The 25,155-nt window shown below is 59.4% G+C and carries 23 protein-coding genes; 16 read left to right on the top strand and 7 right to left on the bottom strand.

The window, feature by feature from the left end; all coding sequences use genetic code 11:
* Positions 1-214: 214 nt before the first annotated feature.
* On the bottom strand, positions 215-712 hold the full coding sequence (locus G6N74_RS28740; protein ID WP_165121421.1) for a YciE/YciF ferroxidase family protein: 498 nt from the start codon (positions 710-712) through the stop codon (positions 215-217).
* A 406-nt stretch (positions 713-1,118) separates the two neighbouring features.
* On the opposite strand from G6N74_RS28740, the gene G6N74_RS28735 reads away from it, so the two are divergent.
* The 5 genes from G6N74_RS28735 (at position 1,119) to G6N74_RS28715 (ending at position 5,200) form a co-directional block, all read left to right on the top strand.
* Positions 1,119-1,538 (top strand): hypothetical protein, encoded by a 420-nt coding sequence (locus tag G6N74_RS28735; protein WP_165121420.1) that lies wholly within the window; start codon positions 1,119-1,121, stop codon positions 1,536-1,538.
* An 827-nt stretch (positions 1,539-2,365) separates the two neighbouring features.
* Positions 2,366-2,617, top strand: a complete 252-nt coding sequence (locus G6N74_RS28730) for a hypothetical protein (RefSeq protein ID WP_165121419.1) — start codon at positions 2,366-2,368, stop codon at positions 2,615-2,617.
* Between the two features lie 280 nt (positions 2,618-2,897).
* A complete protein-coding gene (locus G6N74_RS31595) occupies positions 2,898-3,248 on the top strand; it encodes a DUF3606 domain-containing protein (RefSeq protein ID WP_246246038.1) in 351 nt (116 codons plus the stop codon).
* 198 nt (positions 3,249-3,446) lie between these two features.
* Positions 3,447-4,331 (top strand): SMP-30/gluconolactonase/LRE family protein, encoded by an 885-nt coding sequence (locus G6N74_RS28720; protein ID WP_246246037.1) that lies wholly within the window; start codon positions 3,447-3,449, stop codon positions 4,329-4,331.
* Complete coding sequence (locus tag G6N74_RS28715; protein WP_165121417.1) at positions 4,328-5,200, top strand: aldose 1-epimerase; 873 nt, start codon at positions 4,328-4,330, stop codon at positions 5,198-5,200. Before G6N74_RS28720 ends, G6N74_RS28715 begins: the two co-directional genes overlap by 4 nt.
* Here G6N74_RS28715 and G6N74_RS28710 read toward each other — a convergent pair.
* The 4 genes from G6N74_RS28710 to G6N74_RS28695 all read right to left on the bottom strand — a co-directional run bounded on the left by G6N74_RS28710 (position 5,188) and on the right by G6N74_RS28695 (position 8,785).
* Positions 5,188-5,937, bottom strand: a complete 750-nt coding sequence (locus G6N74_RS28710; RefSeq protein WP_165121416.1) for an SDR family NAD(P)-dependent oxidoreductase — start codon at positions 5,935-5,937, stop codon at positions 5,188-5,190. The two genes, G6N74_RS28715 and G6N74_RS28710, sit on opposite strands and share 13 nt — an antisense overlap.
* Positions 5,934-7,217 carry a TRAP transporter large permease gene (locus G6N74_RS28705; RefSeq protein WP_165121415.1) on the bottom strand — a complete coding sequence of 428 codons (1,284 nt, stop codon included), beginning with the start codon at positions 7,215-7,217 and terminating at the stop codon, positions 5,934-5,936. Before G6N74_RS28705 ends, G6N74_RS28710 begins: the two co-directional genes overlap by 4 nt.
* Positions 7,214-7,717 carry a TRAP transporter small permease gene (locus G6N74_RS28700; protein ID WP_165121414.1) on the bottom strand — a complete coding sequence of 168 codons (504 nt, stop codon included), beginning with the start codon at positions 7,715-7,717 and terminating at the stop codon, positions 7,214-7,216. The genes G6N74_RS28705 and G6N74_RS28700 overlap by 4 nt, the downstream gene beginning before the upstream one ends.
* Positions 7,718-7,780: 63 nt before the next feature.
* A complete protein-coding gene (locus G6N74_RS28695; protein WP_165121413.1) occupies positions 7,781-8,785 on the bottom strand; it encodes a TRAP transporter substrate-binding protein in 1,005 nt (334 codons plus the stop codon).
* A 207-nt stretch (positions 8,786-8,992) separates the two neighbouring features.
* Between G6N74_RS28695 and G6N74_RS28690 the strand changes: the two genes are divergently transcribed.
* Both G6N74_RS28690 and G6N74_RS28685 read left to right on the top strand, forming a co-directional pair.
* Positions 8,993-9,643: a GntR family transcriptional regulator gene (locus G6N74_RS28690; RefSeq protein WP_165121412.1), complete on the top strand. Its 651-nt coding sequence runs from the start codon at positions 8,993-8,995 to the stop codon at positions 9,641-9,643.
* Complete coding sequence (locus G6N74_RS28685) at positions 9,640-10,809, top strand: mandelate racemase/muconate lactonizing enzyme family protein (protein WP_165121411.1); 1,170 nt, start codon at positions 9,640-9,642, stop codon at positions 10,807-10,809. The genes G6N74_RS28690 and G6N74_RS28685 overlap by 4 nt, the downstream gene beginning before the upstream one ends.
* A 1,009-nt stretch (positions 10,810-11,818) precedes the next feature.
* Here the strand turns inward: G6N74_RS28685 and G6N74_RS28680 are convergent.
* Together G6N74_RS28680 and G6N74_RS28675 are read right to left on the bottom strand one after the other, a co-directional pair.
* Complete coding sequence (locus G6N74_RS28680) at positions 11,819-13,663, bottom strand: ABC transporter ATP-binding protein (protein ID WP_165121410.1); 1,845 nt, start codon at positions 13,661-13,663, stop codon at positions 11,819-11,821.
* Between the two features lie 18 nt (positions 13,664-13,681).
* Positions 13,682-14,569, bottom strand: a complete 888-nt coding sequence (locus G6N74_RS28675) for a LysR family transcriptional regulator (RefSeq protein WP_165121409.1) — start codon at positions 14,567-14,569, stop codon at positions 13,682-13,684.
* A gap of 258 nt (positions 14,570-14,827) precedes the next feature.
* Between G6N74_RS28675 and G6N74_RS28670 the strand changes: the two genes are divergently transcribed.
* The 9 genes from G6N74_RS28670 to G6N74_RS28630 form a co-directional block, all read left to right on the top strand.
* Positions 14,828-16,309 (top strand): amidohydrolase family protein, encoded by a 1,482-nt coding sequence (locus G6N74_RS28670; RefSeq protein ID WP_165121408.1) that lies wholly within the window; start codon positions 14,828-14,830, stop codon positions 16,307-16,309.
* Positions 16,300-18,366 (top strand): alpha-amylase family protein, encoded by a 2,067-nt coding sequence (locus tag G6N74_RS28665; protein ID WP_165121407.1) that lies wholly within the window; start codon positions 16,300-16,302, stop codon positions 18,364-18,366. The genes G6N74_RS28670 and G6N74_RS28665 overlap by 10 nt, the downstream gene beginning before the upstream one ends.
* 87 nt (positions 18,367-18,453) lie before the next feature.
* Positions 18,454-19,974, top strand: a complete 1,521-nt coding sequence (locus G6N74_RS28660) for an ABC transporter substrate-binding protein (protein WP_165121406.1) — start codon at positions 18,454-18,456, stop codon at positions 19,972-19,974.
* Between the two features lie 74 nt (positions 19,975-20,048).
* On the top strand, positions 20,049-20,969 hold the full coding sequence (locus G6N74_RS28655; RefSeq protein WP_165121405.1) for an ABC transporter permease: 921 nt from the start codon (positions 20,049-20,051) through the stop codon (positions 20,967-20,969).
* Entirely contained in the window at positions 20,966-21,820 is an 855-nt protein-coding gene (locus tag G6N74_RS28650) for an ABC transporter permease (protein ID WP_165121404.1), read from the top strand. Before G6N74_RS28655 ends, G6N74_RS28650 begins: the two co-directional genes overlap by 4 nt.
* Positions 21,820-22,536: an MBL fold metallo-hydrolase gene (locus tag G6N74_RS28645; RefSeq protein WP_165121403.1), complete on the top strand. Its 717-nt coding sequence runs from the start codon at positions 21,820-21,822 to the stop codon at positions 22,534-22,536. The genes G6N74_RS28650 and G6N74_RS28645 overlap by 1 nt, the downstream gene beginning before the upstream one ends.
* A gap of 1 nt (position 22,537) precedes the next feature.
* Positions 22,538-23,863, top strand: a complete 1,326-nt coding sequence (locus G6N74_RS28640) for an amidohydrolase family protein (protein WP_165121402.1) — start codon at positions 22,538-22,540, stop codon at positions 23,861-23,863.
* A complete protein-coding gene (locus G6N74_RS28635) occupies positions 23,856-24,692 on the top strand; it encodes an MTAP family purine nucleoside phosphorylase (protein WP_165121401.1) in 837 nt (278 codons plus the stop codon). The genes G6N74_RS28640 and G6N74_RS28635 overlap by 8 nt, the downstream gene beginning before the upstream one ends.
* A gap of 239 nt (positions 24,693-24,931) precedes the next feature.
* Positions 24,932-25,155, top strand: a 224-nt coding sequence (locus G6N74_RS28630) for a winged helix-turn-helix transcriptional regulator (RefSeq protein ID WP_446685596.1), incomplete at its 3' end; no start/stop codon positions are given.

The raw sequence follows: 25,155 nt of genomic DNA, 5'->3' as shown, positions 1-25,155 counted from the left end.
AAATGCCCCAACTTCACGCCCGAGGTGTTGAACTGGTTGTCGAGCTTCTGGACGCGTCGGAGCGACTCGAAAGCTTACCGCCGGATTATGTTAAGAAACTTCTGCGGGAAACGTCGTTTGTGCTTGGACGGTTGTTAGTAAGGGATGTTCCACCGAACCATCGATGAAAACGCCCGCCCCGGATCACCGCGGCGGGCGTTTGAAACCAATGCGACTAGGCGGCCTTAGCCATTTCGTTTGCAGATGCATCGGCGAGACCGGTCAGGGCCTTGTCAGTCTGGGATTCTTCATCGAGGGTCTGGCCGAACAACGTCGCGGCATCGCCCATCCCGAGAACTTCTGCCCAACGCTTGAGCGTGCCGTAGCGGGTCATCTCGTAATGCTCGACTGCCTGGGCCGACGAGATCAGCCCGGCATCAAGCGCCGGCGTGCCTTTGAAGGCATCCATGACTTCTTCGCCTTCAGATATGATGCCGTCGATTGCCTCGCAGGTCTTGCCCTGTGGGCGCTTACCCATCAGTTCGAATACCTGTTGAAGTCGATCGACGTGGCCCTCGGTCTCATCGCGATGTTTTTCGAATGCTCCTTTCAGATCAGGAGATTGGGCAGCGCGTGCCATTTTAGGCAGTGCTTTCAAGATCTTTCGTTCCGCGTAGTAGATGTCCTTGAGGGTGTCGTGGAATAGGTCTTCCAAGTTCTTTTCTTTGGCCATGGGTGTTCCTCCAATCTCAGGCGATCACAGGGTCGTGAATTCGCACGGTGGTAAGTCGAACAGCCTTCAATTGTTCCCATGGTAATAAATTATAGTGGGGAGTTGTTTGGCCGGACGATGCACTGCGTCGGCGGATTTTTGCTTGGCGCCTTCGCAAAGAATAGCCAAGAGGGGATAATTTCAGAACTCTGGAGCGGGTCTGAAGTACAGCTTGCATCACTCGCGGCATGAGGCCACTGCGGCCTCGGTCGTGATCGCAGCACTGGCATTTGTGGTTCGCCTATTTCTCTTTTCAAACTAACTTTCCGGCAATGCCTGCGCGACGCGCTGCTGCTTGTCGGTCAGCGACATGTGTGGTTTCGTTCGACAAAATTTTTGAAGCCATGAACCTAGGAGTGACGCTGCGATGACCTGGTTATTGTCTCAGTTTATTTCGTCCGGTCTGTTTGCAGGGGCCCTGATAGTTCCGCAGCACGCCGCGCTGGCGGCATCTCCATGTAACGGCGTCGATACAACGCTCACGGCACAACGCAAGTCCGACTATGCCAATCTGGTTGCCAAAAGCCTCGACCAAAACATCATACCCTCAAAGGTCAGCATCCAGGGTTTCATGCAATCAGGCACATGGACAGTCGTTTATGCTGAGGTCTCTGTTGCCGATCCCGGCTATTTCTTCTTCGATTCCTCATCAGGCCGCCCGGCGTTTAAAGACGTATGGGGAGGAATGGCGGATGAAGGTGATGGTCCAGAAATCACAAAATGGGCGAAAAAGCTGGGGGCAAATAATGCGATCGCTTCATGCTTTGCTGATACAGTTACGGAGTAATCTTGGCCGCTTTCCAGGCTTGGTCATTTAATGGGAACCTTCGGACCCGCAGGCCTGTTTCTCTCTAAGATGGAGGAACTGGCTATGCCCAATAAAGTCTCCTACGAACATGGCGCTCGCAAACTCATGGCGCAAGATCGTCCCGACCCGAGCGACGAGTTCTCACAGAAGGCGGCAGAGAATAGAAAGCCGGCACTCGGCGTAGGTTTGACTGAGAAAGTCGACCACAAAAAGAAACTTGTCCGCGATCCGGCCAAGGAAGCACCACCGGCGCACGATGACGGCGATCGGCCGCCTCGTGACACACGAGAGGCGCCGGCACCGAACCCGGATGGGAAACCAGACCGGGCGGTCGACGCAGACGGATGAGAAAAGGCATTTCGGCTGCACTACCCGATTCTGTAATCGCTGTTGTCGGTTAGCGCCATATCTGATTACCTTCGATTGTTTCAAAGAACAATGGGGGGGGGAAACGCCGTGGCGAAAGCAAATGCACCGTGTGTAATCTGCAAAAAGCCTGCCACACTAAGAAAACCGTCATTCGGCGATTATCAACATTCTGACTGTTTAGAGTGTGGCCAGTTTAGATCGTCTAGCTCGTTCATGGCGGAAGCAAAGATTCTTTCTGTTACCATCAGACGCCGGGCGCTTGGGAAAGCTTCAATCCGTGCGCAGTATGGGGCATTGCCAATCGTCACAACCTATGACTGCCGTAGACAGACGCCGTCGGGCTCACCACCCCGTTGCTTGTCCGTCAGCGCCATTGATGTTTTAGCTACCGCGGTTTTCAAACATGGGGGAAGTTTCAAACATGGGGGAAGCGTTTTATGAATAATCATGTAGAGCAAGTGGATCCAGATGAGGCGGCGCAACTTTCGTTCAACGAAAAGAAGCCGCAAGGAAGCCTCATCGCGACGGACATGATTCAATTCGATCAATTGTCCGCGGCATTGATTTATGCCGTAGAGACAATGCACAGCAGCCATCGGCAGCGTTGCATGATCACAACACAGTCAGGAAGCATCTACCGCTGGAGCGAGATTCCTACCCTCTACAGTAGCGTTAAAACCCCACAGTAGTCAGCCAGGCCTGCTGAACCCCTGCCCACCCCGGCTTGGCTACACGTCGTTTACCGTCCACAGATTGTATTTAGCCCAGACGCCGCGCTCGGCTTCCTCCGCTGTTGCCCATTTAGCATCGTCAACGTTGAGGAGTGTGAGAAAGCCGTCGTGTTTATCCTCCAATCCTCTGGCGTGATGTAACCCTGCTCGCACTCCTCGCAGTGTTCGTAAACATCACCGCTGACAAGATTGCGAAACAGGATAACCGACCCTGGCGGCACCCTGGATATTGGCCAATATGAAAGCGAGTTACCATCGGCAGCACCATATTAACGACAATGGCGTGATGCCAACTCGCTCAGTCGGCAGCGTCTGTCCGCCCATCCTGATCTCGGTGCCGGCCAAAGCCGGGCTTGGCGTCGTCGTACCTCGCTCTATCTCCCTCATATCAAGGAAGGATATTGCAATGGCTGACGATAAATCAAAGGTCAAAGAAGACAGAAAGCTGGTGGCGAGCGGCGAGACTTATGAGGTCACAGCGTTCGCCAAGAAATACGGCATTCCGCCAAGCGAGGCCGCGACAATCATCAAACGCTACGGCCCGTCTCGAAAAAAGCTCGACGCGCACATGGCAAGCCGCAACGCTTGAGAGGTTGCCCTAGCGGACCCTTTTAGGCGGCTCTCACGAGGACTTTACAGCCACTCAACCGACCACCGCTGTCTTGCCGGCCCAAGGGCGCCGCGCACTCATTGAACCGCATCAACAACCGTGGCTTGCCCGGGTGACAGATTGACAAGACCGGCGATCGAAGGCAATTATATTTGATCAAATATATAAGAGTTGATGATGATCACTTTTGCCGACTTGGTTGGCCCGTCCGCCCCGATCCGAAAGCTGTTTGATGGGCTGCAATGGGCGGAAGGACCTGTCTGGGTTGCTGATGATCGACGACTCTTGGTCAGTGACATTCCGGCCAATCGCATTTTGTCGTGGACCGCAGAAGCCGGGGCTTCGATCCACCGTTCCGACTCAAGCCGCGCAAATGGAAATGCGATCGACACGAAGGGGCGACTGGTGACCTGTGAACACGCCACGCGGCGTGTGACGCGGACCGAAGCGGATGGAACGATCATCGTTCTTGCCGATCGTTTTCAGGGTGCCCGCTTCAATTCACCCAATGACCTGATAGTGCTCCGCGATGGTACCGTCCTGTTCACGGACCCTGACTATGCCCTGCTCTCCGCGCTCTACACAATCGAGGGCACCCACGAGATCGGCGGCAATCATGTCTACCGCATCGACCCGGAGAGCGGCGCGGTGACGATCCTCCTGGCTGATTTCGACAAGCCCAACGGCCTGGCCGTATCCCCTGACGAAACCTTGCTTTATGTCGCCGACAGCGGCCGTACCCATCGCTTGAACGGTCCTCATCACGTGCGGACCTTCTCGCTCTCACCGCGGTACGAGCCGATGGAATGCGGACCGACAATCGAAATCGCGCCGGGTGTGCCCGACGGGCTCAAAATCGACAGCCTGGGCAATCTCTGGATCTCGGCGCATGATGGCGTGCATTGCCACGCTGCCGACGGGCGGTTCCTTGGCAAGATTGACGTGCCCGAGATCGTCGCCAACCTCGCCTTCGGTGGCGATGGAGGCAAGACGCTGTTCATCGCAGCTTCCACCTCGGTTTACGCTATAAATCTCGAGGTCAGCGGAGCGGGTTGGTCATGACGAAGGTCGGTCGCTTACTCTGTCTGGCCCACGGTCCGTTTGCGTGCACTCTCGATCCGCAGATGGGCGGAGCGCTGCACGATCTCACGTATGCAGGTCTGCATTTCTTGCGGTCGGCATCGCGGCCCGTCTCGGCCACGGAGACCGCGTGCTTTGCAATGCTGCCGTTCTGCAACCGAGTCTCGGGCGACGTTCGAATGAACGACAAAGCGTGGCCCATCGAGCCGAATTTCGGCATTCCGCCAGCCCCCTGCCACGGCGATGGTTGGCAATCCGTTTGGAAAACCGACAAGCGTACGCCTCACTCGGCACAGCTGTCGCTCGCCTCTCGGCGCCCACCGTTTGCCTATAGTGCCAGCCAGACACTCACCTTGAGTGATGAGGGTCTTCGCATGGAGCTTTCGATACGCAACGAGGCTGTGGAGGTCATGCCCTTCGGCCTAGGCTTTCATCCCCATTTCCCTGATCCGGACACGGCCACGCTCAAATTTGCGGCGCGCCGCATCTGGCTCGAGGGACCTGACCGGTTGCCAACCGAGCCCATATCCGTCCCGCCCGAACTCGACCACACGTCAGGGGCTCCGATCTCGCCGCATTGGCGAAACAATTCCTATGATGACTGGGCAGGGCTGGTGCAGATCGAATGGAGCGACGGACGCCGCCTGTCCATGCAGGCCGATGCGATCTTGTCGGTCCTCCATGTCTATCGACCACCCGGCCAACAATTCTTCTGTCTCGAACCGCAAACTCATGTCAGCGGAGCGATGGGCTGGGCGCATGGCGCCATGCACGGCATTGCGCAGCTGGCGCCGGGAGCTACCCTCCAGGCCGCCGTCATGCTTTCCCCGTCCTTGCCTCAACGCAGATAGAGGCCGCCATTGACGTCGAGGATGACGCCGGTCAGATACGAGGCTTCGTCCGATGCCAGGTAGACAGCAGCGGCCCCTATATCGGCGACGCTGGCCAGCCGGCCGAGCGGCACCTGCGCTTCCAGCACCTTCACGCCCTCGGCTCCATGGGTGGAAAACAACATGTCGGTTTCCACCAGCCCGGGCGCGATGGCATTGACGGTAATGCCCAGCGGGGCCGCCGTACGCGCCAGCGTACGCGTGAAGCCATGGATGCCGCTCTTGGACACTCCGTAGTGCAGGTGACCCTTGAGCGCGCCTTGATGCCCGACCACCGATCCAAGTTGGATAATCCGTCCACCGGGTCGGTGCCGCATTCGCTCCATCGCGCTGCGCGAACACAGAAACGCACTGGTGAGATTAGCCGCAAGGATACCGTTCCAGCTATCCAGCGACATGTCGAAGATGGTTTCGGCCCGTGCCGCGCCGGCATTGTTGACCAGAATGTCCAATGCGACACCCGCCCTGTCGAGCGCGGCAAAGACCTCTTTTACTTCATGTTCCACCGTCAAGTCGGCGCCGAACACCGTGGCGTCCCCAAGCGTGTCCGCCAGCGCCTCGAGTTGCGCGCGGCTGGAGGCGAGGTCCACCAGCACCAGTTTCGCCCCAGCCGCATGAAAGGCCGTGGCGATGCCGGCCCCGATGCCGCGCGCAGCGCCGGTCACCAATGCGGTTTTGCCGTTGAGCCGGAAGTTCACTTAAGCACCCCTGGCAGCCACAGGGTCAAAGGAGGCCAGAAGGCGACGATGACCGGCACCAAGGTCAGCACGCCGCACAACAACCAGACCAGCCTACCTTCTACCATATGCTTGACCCCTCCCGCCGTTTTGGCGACATAGAGCAGAACGCCAACGGGTGGGGTGATGCCGCCCACCATGACACACAGGATCACCACCAGCGCCAACTGGATCTGATCCACCCCGAGAGCTGTGGCGACCGGCGCCATCACCGGCACCAGGATGATCAGGATCGCCAGCCCGTCAAGCGCCAGGCCAAGCAGCGTGACGATGACGATCACCACCAGCATCATGATGACTGCACTGCTCGATATCGCCTGGATGGCCGAGACCAGCGAAACCGGGAACTGGTCGATGGCCAGTATCCACGACAGGATGGAGGCTGGGGCTATGACCAGCAGAATTGCGGCACTCGACAGGGCAGCATTGGAAAACGCCTTGTAGAGCCGGGCCCACGTCAGGTCACGATAGATCAAGGCCAGCACCAGGGCGAAGATCGAGGCGATTGCACCGGCCTCCGTGGCCGTGAACGCGCCCACGGCAATGCCCCGGAAAATGACAAGCGGCAGCAATAACGGCAGGGCGGCCCGCTTGAACGCGCGCCACAGCTCGCCCCTTTCGCGCTTTGGCGAGCGGGCAAACCCCATACGATGCGCAATGATTGAGCTTGTGATCATCAGCGCTGCCGCAATCATCAGGCCCGGCAGGATGCCGGCGAGGAACAGGCTGGCGATGGAGACACCGCTGACCATGGTGGCATAGACGATCATGATGATACTGGGCGGGATGATCGGTCCCATGGTCGCGGCGGATGCGGTGATGGCAACCGAGAACTCGTCTCCATAACCAGCCTTGCGCATCGCCGGCACCATGACCTTGCCAAGGGTTGCGGCGTCGGCCATGGCAGAGCCGGAAATGCCCGACATGAAAACGCTGGCCAGGATTGTCACATGCGCCAGCCCACCGCGCAGGCGTCCGATCAGTACGGTAGCCAGGTCGATCAGGCGCTGCGTGATCGAGCTCGATCCCATCAGCTCACCAGCCAGAATGAAGAGAGGAATCGCGAGAAGCGTGAAGCTATCAAGCGAGGCGACCATGCGCTGCGCCACGATATCGGCCGGCACGCGTCCATCCATGAGGATGGCGAGCAACGGCCCAAGCGTCATGGCGATGGCCACCGGCACGTTCAGAACGAGCAGGATTGCGAAGGCAAGGAAGACAGTAAGAGTGATGACGGTCAAAGCTGCAGCTCCTCGTGCCGCCGGTCGACACCGGATTGGGGATCGGTAAAGGACACCAGGAGGCGCACGATGGCATAGAGTGCGAGGATCGCAGCACCGACCGGAAGCGCCCCCGATATCCAGCCTGTGGAGATTTCCAGGGCCGCCGTGCGCGCATCGGCGGTGCGTGCCGTGAAACTGCTGCCGACGATGACCATGGCTATGGCAAAGGCCAGGATGATCCCGTCGCCCAGCCTGTACAGCCAAAGCTTGCCGGTAAAGGGCAACCTGTTGGAGAGATAGTCGACACTATAATGAAGGCCCTGCTTGAGCGCCGGCCCCATCAACAGGAAGGCGGTCCAGACCAGCAGATTTCGGGCGAGTTCCTCGGTCCACACCATGGGGATGCCGAAGACATAGCGGATCAACACCTGGAGTAGTGCCACACCGAACACCAGCACCATCAACACCACTCCGATATGCCGCAGCACGGCGTCGAGCCCGTCCAGGGCCTTCGTCAATATCATTCTCATGATCGTCCTTTCGCGACGAAAGGCGGCAGCCGATCGCTGCCGCCCATGTCTTCAGCCGGCTTGGATAAGGGCAACAAGATCGCTGGCGCCTGCGGTCTTGCCGGTCAGCCGGCCCCATACCGGCTCGACCGCTTTCCGCAGCTCTTCGCGGTCGACCTGAAGCAGTTCGAGCCCGTTTTCCTTCAGTTGCACGGTCGCGGCGGCGTTGGCCTTCTTCATCTCTTCGCGCTCCCACACGGTCGCGGTCATGATCGCCTTGGAGATCGTGACCTGCTGCTCGGGTGTAAGACCCGTCCAGAACCTTTCCGATACGATGGGCGATCCGACAGTATTGATGTGCTGGGTCTGCGTGACGTATTTACCGACTTCGTAGAGCTTGCTGTTGATCATCCCTTCGGGCGTGGTTTCCACGCCATCGACCAGCCCGGTCTTCATCGCCGGATAGACCTCGCCCCAAGGAACCGGCACGGGTGTGGCACCGAGCGCCTTGAACATTTCCACGAAGCTGGCGACCTCGGGCGAGCGGAATTTCAGGCCGGAAAAATCGCCGATTGCAGTAACCGGCTTGTCGATCGTCAGCATGTCGCGGAACCCGATATGCAGCCAGGACAGCGGACGAAGACCCTGACTCGCGACCAGCGCGTCACCCAGGGTTCTTGTGACGTCGCCATCCACCACGCGCTCTACATGCTCCCAGTCGCGGAACACAAAGGGCAAGTCCATGACGGCATATTGCGGCACCAGGTTCGATAGATACGGCGGATCGCCAAAACACATTTGCAGGGTTCCGAGCTTGACCTGCTCCAGCAGTTCGCGCTGGCTGCCCAGTTGTGCGGCCGGATAATGGCGCACGGTGATCTCCCCGGCGCTGGCAGTTTCCACCGCGTTCTTGAATTGCAGGACGGTGTTGCTCAGCACCGAATCCACGGCGTTGTGGTCGCCGAAATTGATCATTACGGGCGTTGCGCCCCGCGCGATGTAAGGCATGGCCACAGCACCCATTGCGGCACCGGCTCCCAGCTGCAGGACTTTGCGGCGGGACATAGATAACGACATGGCAGGACTCCTCTCTGACCGACGGCTGAAGCGCCGTCATTCCTCCCGACGGTGCGGTTTTCTTTAAACTGTATATTTGATCATATTTCAAGTCAGAATATATTTGATCAGATTTTATTGGCGTGTTAGGTCACGGATCGTCGCCATTTGTCCTGTCCCGCCGCTGCGGAGTAATCGATGCCCAATCTTGACGACCGAAAAGCATCCATGTCGGAAACCACCACCGCGCGGGTGAAGGCCTCCATACGGCTGGATATTCTCGTCGGCGTGTTGCCCCCCGGTTCGCGCATAAAGCTGCAGGAACTGACCGATCGATACGAGATCAGCGCCATCCCGATCAGGGAGGCGGTGCGCGAATTGGCTGGCGAAGGCCTGGTGGAACTGCATGCGCATAAGGGCGCGGTGGTGCGTGGAGTCGATATCCGCTTCGTACGAAATATGTACGACATCCGTTCAGCGCTCGAGCAGATGCTGGTCTCGGCTGCGGTCGAACGCCTGGATGCTGACGATATCGACGCCATCCGAACCGCCGCAGTGGACTATGAAACGGCGAGCAACGCAGGCAACGTGCAGGCGATGCTGGCTTCCAACGCCCGTCTGCACCGCACCATCAACACTGCCGCAGACAATCCCGAGGCGCTTCGCATTCTCGAACAGGGCTGGGAACTGGTGCTGGCGCTGCGCTTCCGCTTTGGTTTCGGCGACGACCGCATCGTGACCATCCGCGAGGAGCACACGGCTCTGGTTAACGCCATCGAACGCCGCTCGATCGCCGACGCCGTGGCGATCACACGGGCCCATTGCGAGAGCGCCTGTCGCGATCTCGTCCAGCAAATGAAAAAAGCAGAGTTTCAATGAAGATCGAGACGGTCAAAACCTTCGTCGTTGACGCCTATCGCGCCAACTATGTCTTCGTGAAGATCATTACCGACGATGGCACATACGGCGTCGGCGAAGGCACCGTCGAACATCGCGAACAAGCCGTCGCGCATGCAATCGGTGAATTCGAGCCCCTGCTTCTCGGACGCGACCCATTCGCTACTGATGCGATCGTCGAACTGCTCAGCCGCGACAGCTATTGGCGCACCGGCGTGGTGATCCGCAGCGCCATCGCCGCCATCGAGGCTGCCCTGCTCGATCTCAAGGGCAAGTCCCTTGGCGTGCCGGTTTACGAACTGCTCGGCGGCAAGCAGCGAGACCGCGTACCGGTGTACGGCAATGCCTGGTTTGCCGGCGCACGCACCGCCGAAGACTTCGCCGAAAAAGCGCGCAATATCGTCGCCCAGGGTTGGCGCGCCCTCAAATGGGATCCATTCGGTCAAAACTACCTGCGTCTGGAGCGGACCGAGCGAATGCGCGCGATCGGCATAGTGGAGGCGGTCCGCGATGCCGTTGGCCCCGATGTGGAACTTATGATCGAAGGTCACGGACGGTTCGATGTCTCGACAGCTATCTCTGTCGCCAAGGATCTGGCTCCGTTCCGCCCCTACTGGTTTGAGGAGCCAATCCCACCCGAATCCATACCGGCACTCGCCGACGTTCGCTCCAAGTCACCCGTGCCTATTGCCGCCGGGGAGCGTTACTACGAAATCCAGCGCTTCCAGGAGCTGATTGCGGCGCACGCCGTCGACTATGTGCAACCCGACGTCAGCCATGTTGGTGGTCTTGCCGAGGCCAGGCGCATCGCCGCAATTGCCCACGCCCAATATCTGCCGATCTGCCCGCATAACCCGTTGGGACCGATCGCCAATGCCATGACGCTGCACGTTGCCGCCTCTACGCCCAACTTTGCCTGGCTCGAAACCATGGTGTCAGACGTGTCATGGCGCTCCGAGATCGTGCGCGAGCATGTCGTCATCAGGGACGGGCATATGGTCATTCCAACAGCGCCGGGTCTGGGCATCGATATCAATGAAGACGCTTGCGCCGAGTACCCGCCCAAACCGTATCTGCTGCGCCACTACAATGGCAGCCTGACCAACATACGTCCTGCCGCTTCAGTGCCGTTCTACCAGACAGCGTAAGCAATGATTTTTGTCCCGAGGCCGCCAGCAGGTTGAGCAGACATTATTGGCGACCATTCTGAAGTCGCAGTTGCGTATGCTGGGGACCTCCCCGGACGCTATTGCCCCTTGACCACTTTGAAATTCAATCGGTAGTTCGCCTCCCCTAAATCGATGCTCGTTTCTGGCGCAATCGCAACCGCACGTGTAGTCGCCGCTATGTCCGCTATCAGGAAACGTCATGCGCGCCCTCAATGACCGAGATTGGGCGCATAGCTGATATTCAAAGCCCCATACGTGACGTAGAGTCAAAACCAACTGTCGACCGTCGACGACGAGGCCTCTACGCCTTTCTACACATGGGCTATCTCCCGTTCTCTACGCAATGTAATTCAAGTGGCAATCGACGATTGCCCGCTATGGAGGGCAATCAGCGGTTTTGGTGGGCCGAAACGGATTCGAATTGCTGTAAGTCTGTAGGCCCTTTGCGAGCGTGCAATCCGGAGAAATCTGGAACTATCGCGTATTATACGGCTGTCTGGAGCAAATGTCGGTATCGGTGGTTGCCAGCCCCCACAACCAAGTCCAGCATAAATCAATCGCCGTCCCGATCTAACCATCAGGGCGGCGTTTTGCGTTCAAACCTCTCGTGCCGCCGGCCGCCCCGGCGTGAGATTGGCGCGCATACAAGGACGGTAACGATCAAGCAGCCGAAACGGAGGCGCTGAACCAAAGGCGATGTCTTTCATGCAGCGAATGGTCGCTTTGCGCCCAATGGCGGTCATGGTGGTGAACTTTACGTCCGCCTGGAAGCAGACATTGCCCGTACGTCCGCGCATGAAGAAGTTGTGCCAGAAGGCTAGGTGGCGTTCCGTCGTCTCCGGGTGTGCTCTGTTGCTGTCACTCAGTGAGTTCGAAACGCAATCTGAACGACTGGTATTCCTGAGAGGGTCGATAGCCGCGGCGCGGCCAGGATTGGGTTCGAACTGGGGCGGGCCGTCAAGACACGGAGCAGTATGAAGCTTTTACCTCAAACCTGAACCAGATGTCCCGGCGAGACTTCACGGTACTTTCGTGGTGTCGGCATGTAGTCGACCGAGCGCACCGGTGAGCGCAATTCGGATGCCGGCAGTTCGCGGCGAATGTGACGCCTTGATGGGTCGGGAACAGGCACCGCGGCGATCAGCTTCTCGGTATACGGATGTTGCGGATTTTCGAACACCGAAGACCGTGGTCCGATCTCGACGATTTCGCCAAGATACATGACAGCCACACGGTGGCTGACACGCTCCACCACCGCCATGTCATGCGAGATGAACAGAAATGACAGATGAAGGCTTTCCTGAAGATCGAGCAGCAGGTTGATCACCTGCGCCTTGATCGAGACATCGAGCGCCGAGACGGACTCATCGGCAACGATCAGTTTCGGGTCGAGAGCCAATGCGCGTGCTATGCAGATGCGCTGGCGCTGGCCGCCGGAAAACTCGTGTGGAAAGCGCTCGGCCATATCCTCGGTCAAGCCGACCCGGCGCAGCAGGTCCGCGACCTTTTCCCTGGCTTCCCGCTTCGTGCCGAGCCTATGCGCGAGATAGGGTTCGGCGATAGCGTCGCCTATGCGCATGCGCGGATTGAGGCTGGCGAACGGGTCCTGGAAGATCATCTGCACGCTGCGTCTCATGTCGCGGAGTTCATGCCGGTCAAGCGAGATTATGTCTTTTCCATCGACAATGATCGAGCCGGACGACGGTTGCAGCAGCCGCATGATGGAGCGTCCGGTCGTGGATTTGCCGCAACCCGATTCGCCGACCAGCGACAGGGTTTCGCCTGGCTGGATAGTGAAGGATACATTTTCTACCGCATGGACCCGGCCGGAAAGCGTTCCGAACGGCCCGGCATGGACATCGAAACGCGAAGAGAGATTGCGCACCTCCAGAACCGGGCGCTTTTCAGCCGAAACGGTATTCGCCGGCTGCGGGACAGGTCTTGCTTCACCGGTTGCCATATCGACGATCGGGAAACGCAACGGCCGCATATGGCCCGCCATCGCGCCAAGTTTTGGCACGGAGGAAAGCAGCGCCCGGGCGTAGGGATGAGCAGCATCCTTGAAGATTTTCGCCGTCGTGCCGGACTCGATATTTTCACCGCGATACATCACCACGGTCCTGTCGGCCATCTCGGCTACCACGCCCATGTCGTGCGTGATGAAGAGAACGGACATGTCCTCCTCGTCCTGCAGCGTCTTCATCAAGTCCAGGACCTGCCCCTGGATGGTGACGTCGAGTGCTGTCGTCGGCTCGTCGGCGATGAGAAGCCTGGGGCGGCTCGCAAGCGCCATCGCGATCATCACGCGCTGGCGCATTCCCCCGGAGAATTGATGGGGATACTCATTGTAGCGCGAAGCGGCGGACGCAATCTGTACCTTGTCCATCAGCCGAAGCGCCTCTGTTTTGGCATCGGCATGAGACAGCGAACGGTTGTGGCACAGAAGCGACTCCGCGATCTGGTTTCCGACCGAGAAGATCGGGTTGAGGCTGGTCATCGGCTCCTGGAAAATCATCGCCACGTCGCGCCCACGCACATCGCGCATCTGCCGATCCGTGAGCTTCACAAGGTCTGTTCCCCCGAGAACGATCGAGCCCTCGATGCGGCTCGCGTGTTTGGGCAGGAGCTGCATGATGGAAAGGGAGGTCACGCTTTTTCCCGAGCCAGACTCGCCGACGATCGCCAGTGTCTCCCTCGGGGCAATTTCGAACGATACATTTTTGACCACCGGGCGCCATTCGCCGTCGATCCTGAAGGATGTCGTCAGATTGGAAACCGACAGGACAGGAGAGGCGGTATCCAGAACAGATCTGGCGGCTGCGGCTACGGTCATTTGGTCATCCTTCGACGATCAGAATCGGTTGCTTCGGGTTATCTGCAGAAGAAAATCCACGACCGCGCGCACCTTGACCGGCGTGCGGCGATGGGCGGGAAAAACGATGGATATCGGGTCCGCTTCGATCTCGTAGTCGTCGAGCAGCGTCACCAATGCCCCGCTTTCAAGATCGTCGCGGAATATCCACCAGGTCGCTTGCGAAATACCGATGCCGGCAACGGCCGCTTCGCGCAGGATGTCGCCGCTGTCGGTAACGAGGCTGCCCGAGACGCGGACGACCTGATCGTCGCTGCCTTCACCCTTGAAGTGCCAGTTCGCGCCGAACCCACCGACGATGCAGTTGTGTGCGAGAAGATCGGCAGGCGTTTCAGGACGCCCATGCTGTTCGAGATAGGCGGGAGACGCCACCGTCTTTTGCGTGCCGCGCACGAGGATGCGGTTGATGAGACGCGAATCCGCCAGCCGGCCGGAGTGAACGACGAGGTCGTAACCGCCCTCGATCGGATTGGCCGTCTGATGCTTCAGGCACAGCTCGAGAACCACGTCTGGATAGCGCTTGTAGAAACCCGCCAGCGCCGGGATGACGGTTCGCCGGCCAAAGGACGGCGGCAGTGCGATGCGCACCAGCCCGCTCGGGGCGATGCTGCGCTCGCGCACCGCAGCTTCTGCGTCGTCCATGTCCTGGAGGATTTGCCGGCAGCGCTCGTAGAACTCCGAACCATATTCAGTCAGGTGCATGCGCCGCGTGGTGCGATGCATCAGCTGCGCGCCCAGATCCTCTTCCAGCCGTGTGACGCTTTTCGTCACGGCGGAGGTCGAGAAGCTCAGCGTGCGAGCTGCGGCGGTGAAACTGCCAAGCTCCGCAACGCGGACGAATGCCAATATGTCCTGAAATTTATTCAACGCTGGATAGTGTTCCCAATTATTATTTGAGCAGTCTGATAGCCAACCGAACAAAGATCAGGGTTTTGCCGGCTATCAGCCACTTTTCAGCTACCATACAGCAATTGTCGTGCCGTCCAGCCCCCTTGTGAGGCATAGGGCGCGCCGATTGGGAAAATGATTTTTTCCAAAATGCCATATTCATCTTCCTCTCCCTTTACGAAAAGAAAAAGAAAAGGAGCCGGAACCGGCCCGGGAACATGAAGGAATGGAAACGGCGTGACAGCCATCTGGTTCAACAATGCGCTTTGCCTGATCGAAGCCGAAGACGGATGGGCAGCGCAGCGGCACTCCATCGAAATCAGGAACGGCGTGATCGACGGTTTGCACGAGCCTAATGCTTCGATCGCGAACGACTGCGAGATCATCGACGCCTCGGGCCTCATCGCAGCGCCGGGTTTCGTCAATTGCCATAGCCATTCCCCCGATAATCTGATTCGCGGAACGGCAGGCGACCTTCCGCTTGAACTTTGGTCGCTTTCATCGTCTGCGGGACGTGAAAGCCGCACGCCGCGCGAGATCTACGTTTCAGCCCTGCTCGGCGCCGTCGAGATGATGCGGACGGGCACGACAAGCGTCCTCGACCATGTGCGTATCTCGCCCGATATCGAAGCCGATGCACTTGCCGCTGTCGCGCAGGCTTGGCGCGACAGCGGCATGCGCGCGACCATCGCGCCGGTTGTCTCCGATCGCGCGGTCTTGGAAACCATGCCTCTGGAGGCAGAGGATATTCGCGACATCGATCTTTCCGCTTACGGCCGTCGCCGTCCTATGCCCTGGCGCAGACAGATGCAGGTTGCGGAAGCCTTCTTTCGCCGTTGGCACGGAAGCGCGGACGGTCGCATCCGGGCTGCGATCGGCCCTTCGGGACCGCAGCGCTGCTCGGACGAACTGCTGACGGCAGCGGCCGATTTCAGTGCACGCAACGACACACTCCTGCACACACATGTGCTGGAAACCAGCATCCAGCGCGAGACGGGATTTCGGCTTTACGGCCGTGGCATGATCGACCACCTCGATGAGCTTGGTGTTCTTACACCGCGCACGAATCTCGTTCATTCGATCTGGCTCGAAGATGGAGACGCAGAGACGATTGCCCATTCCGGCGCCAGCGTTATTCATAACCCGGTGTCCAACGCGCGGCTCGGAAGCGGCTTTTGTCCTTTGCCGAAATTGCTGCGCGCCGGTGTCCGTGTTGGTCTCGGGACGGACAGCGCATGCTGCAATGACGGTAATAATCTTCTCGAGACGGTCAAATGGGCCGCCATCCTGCACAATTCGCATTCGCAAAACGAGCGTGATTGGACAAGCCCACAGCGGGCCCTTTCGTTGGCGACCTCTGGCGGCGCGGACGTGCTTGGGTTGGGTAGGATGGCCGGTAAGATCGCGGTCGGCCATGTGGCGGACATGACGTTGTTCCGCATCGCTTCGCCTGCTTTCGCGCCACTCAACGATCCTGTCCGTCAGCTTGTGCTGGCCGAAACTGGGTCAGCCATCGCACTCGTCGTGATTGCCGGACGGATCGTGGTTAGGGATGGCCATGCCGTTGACGTCGATGAAGCCAGCCTTTGGGAAGAAGCCCAAGAATTGTCGGAGCGGCGCCAGCGCGACAACCAAAGCGCCTATGCGGCGACGAATGCGCTGGAAATGCCGATACGGCGCATGCGGGCGCGCCTCACTGGGGGCTGCTCATGCCACTAGAATGGACGCGCCAGCCGATCCGGTTCTTTCAGCATCTGTTGCGCGAGGCCGATGCTTCCGGGCTCGACGTCGGGCAATTGATCGCGGAAATCAAAAGCGTCGGTGCGGGAGCCTGTATTGCCATGGGTGGCGGGTTCTCTGCCTGGTATCCAACCAAGCTCTCCTCGCAGACCATCAACCCGCATCTGACCTTCGATTTTCTTGGTGCGTTTCTGGACGCCACCAAGGAAGAAGGCATTCGCACGCTGGTGCGGATGGATATCTCCAAGGGCCGGGAAGGCATGGAGAGGAAGTATCCGGACTGGTTCGTGCGCCGGGAGGATGGAAGCGTCAGCACCGTCTGGGCCATGCCACAGATTTGCGCGACCGGTCCATTCTGGCAGCAGGAGACATTCGCGATCCTGGACGAAATCCTGACCGGCTATCCGACGCTCGACGGTTTCTTCTTCAACTATCTGCACGTGCCGCGATGCCACTGCGCGCGCTGTGCTTCGGCAGTTCTCGAGGCGATAGGCGAGGCGGTTCCGACGGAAGGCGTGCGCTCCGCGGCCTACGAGACGTGGCGGCAGGATTTCCTGGCGGACTATATGGGCCATGTTCGCGATTTCATTCGCGAACGGAATCCGGAAGCGGCACTGGTGCCCTACCATCATGTCCATGACGGCTGGAACATTCGCCGCATGGCGGAAGTCAGCGACATCATAGGATCGCAGGTTTCCAATCCGGTCATCCCCAATCCCGTCGACCCTCAACCGGCCTGGAACCATTGGGCGGCGGAAGAGGCGCTGACAGCGCGCGCGCTGAAGCCGGGAAGCGCGCCGATCCTCATCCAGACCACCTCCGAAGTCTTTGCCAGCCGCCAGACGGCGATGCCCGACGCCCGCCTTATCCAGAATCTGGTTCAAGCGGCAGCGCATGGCGCGAATACCGCCCCGGCCGTGAACGGCCTGCTCCAGCAGGACGATCCTCGTTTCGTTCCGGCATTGGAGCAGTTCGGAGGCTATCAGGCAAAACAGGCGACGTGGTATGAGGGCCTTCACTCCACCGCACGCATGGCGATCGTCAAATCCGAAGCCAGCAGGCTCTGGGGGCCTGACGCGGGCCGGCCTGCCGGTGCGCCGGATGGCTGCGGGCATGTCGCGGAATTTCGCGGGCTCTTCGAAATCGCTGCCGATCTTCGCTACCCCTGTGACATCGTCGTGGCTGGCGATCTTTCGGTTGCCGACCTTCAGCGATACGATGCCATCCTGCTGCCGGCAGTTCATTGCCTCTCGGATTCCGATGTCCGCGCGATCGATACCTATGTGCGCAGTGGCGGCAGGCTGATCGCCAGCGCGGATCTGGCCAGATGCGATGAGAACGGACGCGAACGTGGCTCGCCGCCGCTTTCCTGCCTGCCGCGTCTTCCCGGAGAAATTCGCAACGTGAATGGCGCTTATTTTGCGCTGTCCGGCCAGGCATTGCGGAGCGCATTCGGCGGCATCCCGCATATCGCTGCGGCGGGAGATTTTTGGATTCCGTTTCCGGAGCGAGGAAATGCCAACGATGATCTCAGGCTGATCGGCCCTTTCTCCAACAATGCGCCGGAATTCACGCTTGTCGAGGGTCCCGGCGCGGAGCCCGGATTGATTGAGGAACAGTACGGTCAGGGCAGGGTCGTGTGGCTACCATGGCGCATCGGCTCGCTTTATCACCGGTTCTCCATGCCTGAGTATCGGCAACTAGTTGGCGTGCTGCTCGAAACGGTGATCGGCTCTCCGCCGCTGCGCACGACGGCATCCTCGGCTGTCGATCTCATTCTTTACGGGCGTCCCGACGGCATGGTTCTGCATGCGCTGAACGGCGCGGCGACCCGAACGAAAGGGTTGATGGAAACCACTCCATTGGCTGGCTTCGAGATCGTCGTGGAAACCGACGCAGACAGCGCCACGGACCTTCAAACCGGCAAAACACTACAGGTTTCGAAAACGGAAAGACATCTGACCGTGCAGCTTGACCGCCTGGATAGTTTTGCTGCCATCGCCCTTTCAAGAGGCGAGAGCGGGAGGAAGACGTGACATCGGACGGATCAGCAACTACGGCGACACAGACCGCGTCGCCGCAACATAAAAAGTCCTCCCAGAGGGCACAAAAAGGGTGAACTTATGAAACATATGCTTGGAAGAAGCTTCCTGATTGCCGCCCTGGCCACGACGGTCGCGTGCAATCTGCCTTTATTTGCTGCGGCCGGAGAAGCGGGCACGCTTGTCGTCGCCCAGCCTGCCGATGCCTACTCAATGGATCCGGCGAAGCACTCGGCCTTCCCGACAGCGAACATCTTGTTCCAGATATATGACGGGCTCATAACCATGGACGAGAAGGGCGAACTCGTCGCGGGGCTGGCAACGTCATGGAGCAATCCGGACCCTCTGACCTGGCGCTTCAAGCTGCGCGAAGGCGTCAAGTTTCACAACGGGGAGCCCTTCAATGCCGAAGCGGTGAAATTCACCTTCGACCGCGCGCTCGACCCGAATTTCAAGGCTCCCTATTATTCCCGCATCTCGGCCATAAAGTCGGTCGAGATCGTCGACGAATACACCGTCGATCTCAAGACCGAGAAACCGTTCCCGACGATGCTGCTGTCACTTTACGAGGCATCGTTTCCTGCCCTGATCGTTCCGCCGAAATACACGCAGGAAAAGAACGGTGAGGCGCTGGGGTCGGCGCCGGTCGGAACCGGGCCTTACAAATTCGTCAAATGGCTGAAGGACGAAGAAGTCGTTCTTGAAGCCAATCCGGATTACTGGGGCGGCACGCCGAAGATCGACCGCGTCGTTTTCCGGCCGATCAAGGAAACCCGCACGCGCATTGCGGAATTGAAGAGTGGCGGCGCCGACATCGCGGTCGATATCCCGCCTGAAGACGTATCCTCGCTCCAGGCGGACGGCACCAAGATCGAAACGGTGGCCAGCGATTTCCTCTATTTCCTCGCCTTCGATACGACGCGCGACACGCCCTTGAAGGACAAACGCGTGCGCCAGGCAATCAACTACGCCGTCAATGTCGATGCCATTCAGGAGGCGCTGCTCAATGGCATGGGCAATCGCATCGCGCTCACCCTTCCTTCGAATGGATTTGCCTACAATCCAGACTGGAAACCCTATCCCTATGATCCCGCAAAGGCAAAAGAACTGCTTGCGGAAGCGGGATATCCGGATGGCTTTTCGATTCCCCTGATGACCCGGAAAGGCCGTTTCCTGAAGGACAGCGAGATCGTCGAAGCGACGGCCGGCTTCCTCCGCAAGGTCGGCATCAAGGCGGAAATCCAGTATCTGGAGCCGGGCGTCTGGGGCCAGATATCCGAGAAGAAGGGCCGCGAAGGCATCACTTTCCCCGGATGGAGCGGGCGCGATCCCAATCTTGTCTGGCTGCCTCTGCTGAAGACAGGGCAGTACCAGAGCTATTTCAGCAATGCCGAGCTCGACAAGCTTCTGGACGAGGGTGCCGCGACGATCGACCCGGCGGAGCGCAAGGCGATCTATGAAAAGGCAGCCGCCATCATCAAGGACGAAGCGCCGCATTTGCCGATGATACAGCCGCCGCTGATCTACGGCCTCAATGCCAAGCTGAACTGGAAGCCGCGCACCGACAGCATGATCGATCTGCGCAAGGCAAGCTTCGACTGATCTTCGATCATCCGTGGCCGGAATTCTCCGGCCACGGAACTTGAAACGACTTCGCCCATGGAGCGGCCAGGCCTTTGTCCTCATTCCTCATATCGCGAGTACTCTATGCGATGGCTGTCGTTTTCGGCGTGTCGCTTGCTGTGTTCTTCCTGATCCGGATCGGCGGTGATCCGTCCGCACTTTTCCTGCCGCCGGAAGCCTCCATGGAAGAGATCGCGCGCTTCCGCCATCTCATGGGCTTCGACCGGCCGCTCGTCGTGCAGTATTTCGATTTCGTCTCCCGAGCCGTGCAGGGCGATTTCGGTATGTCGCTGCGTTATGAGCAGCCGGCCATGCAGCTCGTCCTGGAGCGTGTGCCGGCCACCCTCCAACTGAGCGGCATGGCGCTCGCCCTGGCTCTCGCCATTTCCATTCCGCTCGCCATCCTGGCCGCTGCCTGGCGCGGATCGATCGTCGACCGGGTCAGCCTTCTCATCTCGCTGATCGGCCAGAGCTTTCCGGCTTTCTGGTTGGCGATCATGCTGATCCTGCTGTTTTCCGAGACGCTTCACATGCTGCCGGCCTCAGGCAAGGGCGGCTGGCAAAACCTCATCATGCCGGCTATCGTGCTTGCCACCTATTCGACCGCAATCATCACGCGGCTGCTGCGTTCCTCTATGATCGAGGTCCTGCAGTCCGACTATATCCGCACCGCGCGCGGCAAGGGCGTCAGCGAGGGGCGCATCATCTTCAAGCACGCGCTTCGCAATGCCGCGATCCCGACCTTGACGGTTATCGGGCTGCAGGTGGGCGCGCTGCTTGGCGGCGCCGTCATCACCGAAGAAGTCTTTGCCTATCCCGGCATCGGCAGGCTCGCCATCCAGGCCATTGCCAATCGCGATTTCACGGTGGTTCAGGCATTCGTGCTCGTCATGGCCGTCACCATCGTTACGGTCAATCTCCTCGTCGACCTGTCCTACGGGCTGCTCGACCCGCGTTTGAGGAAGGGCCGATGAACCCGTTTATCAAACGCTATCTCGACAGCCGCCTTGCCGTCTTCGGACTTGCGCTGGTGCTGATCGTTGTGTTCGCCTCCCTGTTCGGTCACTGGCTCATGCCTTTCGATCCCGATGCACAGGACATTCTCCAGCGCCTGAAGCCACCGTTCTGGCGGGGAGAGGAGGGGATGCATCTTCTCGGAACCGATGCACTCGGCCGCGATATCTTCAGCCGCCTGATCGCGGGTGCTCGCGTTTCGCTGCTCGTCGGTGTCGCTTCGGTCGTCATCTCGGGCGCCATCGGCGTCACGCTCGGCCTGGTTGCCGGATATGAGGACCGCTATGCTGGCCGCATTCTCATGGCCATCACCGATATTCAGCTTGCCATTCCGTTTCTGGTGCTGGCACTCGCGATGGCCGCTGTCGTCGGTCCGAGCCTCTGGAACATCATTGCCATCCTCGGCCTGACCAACTGGGTGCAATACGCACGCGTCGTTCGCGCCGAATGTCTCGTGCTGCGCGAACGCGAATTCATTCAGGCAGCGCAGACGATGGGCATTTCGGTGCCGATGATCCTCATCCGTCATTTGCTGCCGAACGTCATGTCGTCGGTGATCGTGATTTCGAGCCTGCTCGTCGCCAAGATGATCCTATTCGAATCTTCCCTGAGCTTCCTCGGCCTCGGCGTTCCGCCGGAAACGCCGACCTGGGGCACGATGATCGCCGAAGGGCGCAATTATATCGGCAACGCCTGGTGGGTGGCGACCGTGCCCGGCTTCGCGATCTTCTTCACCGTGGTCGGCATCAACCTTGTCGGCGACCGGCTGCGCGATCTGCTCGACCCGCGCCTGAGACAGGTGGAATCCTGATGACGGCGCCCAGCTATGACGTACTCATCCCCGGCTTTCCCGGGCGTACGCCGCGTGGTTTCCTTGGTTGGAGCACCACGGTGCTGCTCCATACGAGAGACGGCTACGCGTTGTTCGATACAGGCGGCGCGGGCGATCGCCCCGGCATTCTGAACGCGCTCGAACGCCGCGGCCTGACGCCGGCCGATATTCGCACGGTGGTACTTTCACATCTCCACTTCGACCACGTCGCCAACGTGGAATGTTTCCCCAAGGCCGAACTGGTCCTGCATGAAACCGAGCTTGCCTATTTCGACGAACACAAGGCAGACGATCGCGCCATTCCGCTGTTCCAGGTCGAGGGCCTCCTGCGCAGCCCGCAGCTTTCGCTCGTTTCGGGCGAACTCGATGTGCTGCCCGGCATTCGCATGATCCGAACGCCCGGCCACACCGGCGGGCATGCCTCTCTCGTCCTGTCTGTCGACGGGAAATGTGTCGTCCTTGCGCAGGACGCCGTGAAGCATCGCGGCGAAATCGAGACGCTGAACTCGGCCGGTGCCTTCGACAACATATCCGCGCGCGAAAGCATCCGGCGCATTGCGGCCATGGCCGATATTGTCGTTCCCGGCCACGACGCCAGCCTGACGATCGCGAATGGCAAGGTGGCGAGCGCTGGTGCGCTTTCGGAGGTCATCAGCCTTTCGCTGGAAGACCGGTCCTTCGTGATGGAGGTCTGATTTGCCAACGCTCCTTCACAATGCATTCGTCTGTACCGGGCTGGCCGGCGGCTTCATCGAGAACGGTGCTGTCCTGATCGAGGGCACGAAGATTGCGTGGGTCGGCTCCCTTTCCACGCTGCCACCTCAAGCTGCGACCACCAAGCGGAAGGACCTCGGCGGACGGGTTGTCATTCCGGGCCTCATCAACACGCATGCGCATGGCGGCCTCTCCATGCATCGCGGTTGCTGCGACGATGGCGATCTCTTCCAATGGGCTTCCGCGCTTGCGCCGCATACCGCGTCGCTGACGATCGAGGACAACCGGGCCGGGTGCACGCTGGCTGTCATGGAGATGGTGCGCAACGGCATCACCACCGCCTGCGACTGCACACGCTATGGAGCGGGAGTCTTTGCATCCGTCGCCAGCGAAATCGGCATGCGATCGCTCAGTGGAGCGCTGGCTAATTCTCCAGAATTGCGGCCTAACGGCCGCCCCAACTGGCCACTCGCGCTTGATGAAACGAAGGAGGCCATCCAGGTCTACCAAGGCAACGGCTTGTGCCGGTTCTATCTCGGCGGCCATTCCCCTTATAGCTGCACGCCGCAGCTTCTGACCGAGGTGAAGCGCGAAGCCGACGCGCTCGGCTTGCATTTCGTCCTCCATGTCGCGGAGAACCGCCGCGAAAACGAGATGATCCTTGCGCAGTATGGAAAATCGCCGCTGGCCTGGCTCGCCGAACTCGGTGTTCTGGACCGCCGATCGATCCTTGCCCACTGCGTTTGGCTCGACGAAAAAGACGTCGATATTCTCGCCGATACGGGCGCCGGCGTTGCGCATAATCCGGCTAGCAACGCCAAGCTTGCCAGCGGCATTGCCCCGGTTCCCGCTTTGAGACGAGGTGGCATCCCGGTTGGGCTCGGCACGGACAGTACGCTGTCCAACAACTGCCTCGACCTCTTTCAGGAAATGAAGCTTTCAGTACTGCTCCAGCGTGCCGCGTCGCTCGACGGCATGATCATGGGGGCGTCCGATGCCTTCACCATGGCCACTATCGAAGGCGCGCGCGTGCTTGGATGGGAGGCCGAAATCGGCAGCCTGGAAGCGGGCAAGGAGGCGGATCTCGTTGTGCTTTCGCTTGACCACCCCCTTGGTCTTACGGCGGAGCGGGTGCTTTCCGACATCGTCTATCACGCCGGCCCGCAGCATGTGCACAGCGTCATGATCGCAGGACGGACCATCTTCGAAGGCGGGTGTTTCTCGATGATCGATGAAGCCGAAATCCGAAGCGCAATCCACAAACACTATCAAACATCTGAAATGAATAAGGAAACGTCCGATGCGTGAAGCGCCTGTTGGCCTGATTACCAGTGCGGCCTCTGAAGAACTGCTCAAGGACCGTCGAGCCGAGACCGTATCGACACCATGGGGCAACGCACCTGTCCTGACGGGCACTATAGGTGGCCGCGAGGTCGTCGTGATTCTGCGCTATGGCGAAAAGCTCACGCTTCCCAGCCACAAGATCAACTACCACGCCAACATCTGGGCCTTGCGTGAACTCGGCGTGGAATCCATCGTCTCGCAGAACGCCATCGGCTCGGTCAATCCCGCAATCCGGCCGGGAGACATAGTCATTTCCGACGATTTTCTCGACAAGACGAAGTCCCGCGCGCAATCACTGTTCGATGAAAGCGAATGCTGGGTACGTGTCGATTTCACGGATCCTTTCTGTCCGCGCCTGCGCACTGAACTGATCGCAGCTGCAAACAAGTTCAGCAACCGGGTCATCGAGCGCGGCACATTCGTCTGCACCGAAGGGCCGCGTTTCGAAACGCCGGCCGAAATCCGCGCCTATCAGCGCGAAGGCGGCGATATCGTCGGTACGCCGCTCATTCCGGAAGTCATCTTCGCGCGGGAGGCCGAAATGTGTTTCGCGTCTATCGCGCCGGTCATCAATTTCGGCGCCGGAATGGCGCCGGCAGTCGTTCATTTCGGTCCCGGCAGCATGAACGAGATCTACTACAAGCAAGGCCTGCACGATCTCATCGAAAAGACCTTGATTGAGGCAATCTCGGCGCTGTCGACCGAACGCAGCTGCAATTGCCGCAACGCGCTCGTCGGCGGATTCCATGGTGAGCCGCCGGCATGGATGAAAGCCAAGAGCTGCATGGTGTGAAAATAGGGACTGAACGCATTGCGTATTTTTTGACGAGGCTGTCGGGCCAGCGGGCATTGGTGATGAGCGACTGCTATTCAGATGTTGACATCCATAATTTGCCGGAGCACGTGCGCGGTTTTCAAAAAAAGGGCTGAAGCATCCTTGCTTTGTGGTGGGAGGACCTTCAGCGACTTTCGTCAAAAGCCTTCCAGTACGATCTTGCCTTTGGAACGCCCGCTTTCGATCAAGGAATGGGCTTGCTTCAGATTCGCTGGATCGATGGGGCGCAGTACTTGGTTCAGAGTTGTTCGCACCTCGGGCTGATCGACGGGAAATGGAAATCGATCGTCCTGTTTCACCTTCTCTCCGGCACGCTGCGTTTCAATGAAATCCGCCGTCACATTGCCAATGTTACTCCCCGCATGTTGACTGACCTGCCACTGAACTTTCATCCAGCGGCGATTAGAGCCTCGGCCGGTTT

This window comes from Mesorhizobium zhangyense (assembly GCF_011045115.1).
GTDB lineage: Bacteria > Pseudomonadota > Alphaproteobacteria > Rhizobiales > Rhizobiaceae > Mesorhizobium_M > Mesorhizobium_M zhangyense.
This window is presented reverse-complemented; position numbering and strand designations above follow the sequence as displayed.

What these genes read in the sequence shown, in the direction of transcription:
- G6N74_RS28740 (WP_165121421.1), bottom strand. Translation starts at nt 712, where the DNA reads ATGGCCAAAGAAAAGAACTTGGAAGACCTATTCCACGACACCCTCAAG.
- G6N74_RS28735 (WP_165121420.1), top strand. Translation starts at nt 1,119, where the DNA reads ATGACCTGGTTATTGTCTCAGTTTATTTCGTCCGGTCTGTTTGCAGGG.
- G6N74_RS28730 (WP_165121419.1), top strand. Translation starts at nt 2,366, where the DNA reads ATGAATAATCATGTAGAGCAAGTGGATCCAGATGAGGCGGCGCAACTT.
- G6N74_RS31595 (WP_246246038.1), top strand. Translation starts at nt 2,898, where the DNA reads ATGAAAGCGAGTTACCATCGGCAGCACCATATTAACGACAATGGCGTG.
- G6N74_RS28720 (WP_246246037.1), top strand. Translation starts at nt 3,447, where the DNA reads ATGATCACTTTTGCCGACTTGGTTGGCCCGTCCGCCCCGATCCGAAAG.
- G6N74_RS28715 (WP_165121417.1), top strand. Translation starts at nt 4,328, where the DNA reads ATGACGAAGGTCGGTCGCTTACTCTGTCTGGCCCACGGTCCGTTTGCG.
- G6N74_RS28695 (WP_165121413.1), bottom strand. Translation starts at nt 8,785, where the DNA reads ATGTCGTTATCTATGTCCCGCCGCAAAGTCCTGCAGCTGGGAGCCGGT.
- G6N74_RS28690 (WP_165121412.1), top strand. Translation starts at nt 8,993, where the DNA reads ATGTCGGAAACCACCACCGCGCGGGTGAAGGCCTCCATACGGCTGGAT.
- G6N74_RS28685 (WP_165121411.1), top strand. Translation starts at nt 9,640, where the DNA reads ATGAAGATCGAGACGGTCAAAACCTTCGTCGTTGACGCCTATCGCGCC.
- G6N74_RS28680 (WP_165121410.1), bottom strand. Translation starts at nt 13,663, where the DNA reads ATGACCGTAGCCGCAGCCGCCAGATCTGTTCTGGATACCGCCTCTCCT.
- G6N74_RS28665 (WP_165121407.1), top strand. Translation starts at nt 16,300, where the DNA reads ATGCCACTAGAATGGACGCGCCAGCCGATCCGGTTCTTTCAGCATCTG.
- G6N74_RS28660 (WP_165121406.1), top strand. Translation starts at nt 18,454, where the DNA reads ATGAAACATATGCTTGGAAGAAGCTTCCTGATTGCCGCCCTGGCCACG.
- G6N74_RS28650 (WP_165121404.1), top strand. Translation starts at nt 20,966, where the DNA reads ATGAACCCGTTTATCAAACGCTATCTCGACAGCCGCCTTGCCGTCTTC.
- G6N74_RS28645 (WP_165121403.1), top strand. Translation starts at nt 21,820, where the DNA reads ATGACGGCGCCCAGCTATGACGTACTCATCCCCGGCTTTCCCGGGCGT.
- G6N74_RS28635 (WP_165121401.1), top strand. Translation starts at nt 23,856, where the DNA reads ATGCGTGAAGCGCCTGTTGGCCTGATTACCAGTGCGGCCTCTGAAGAA.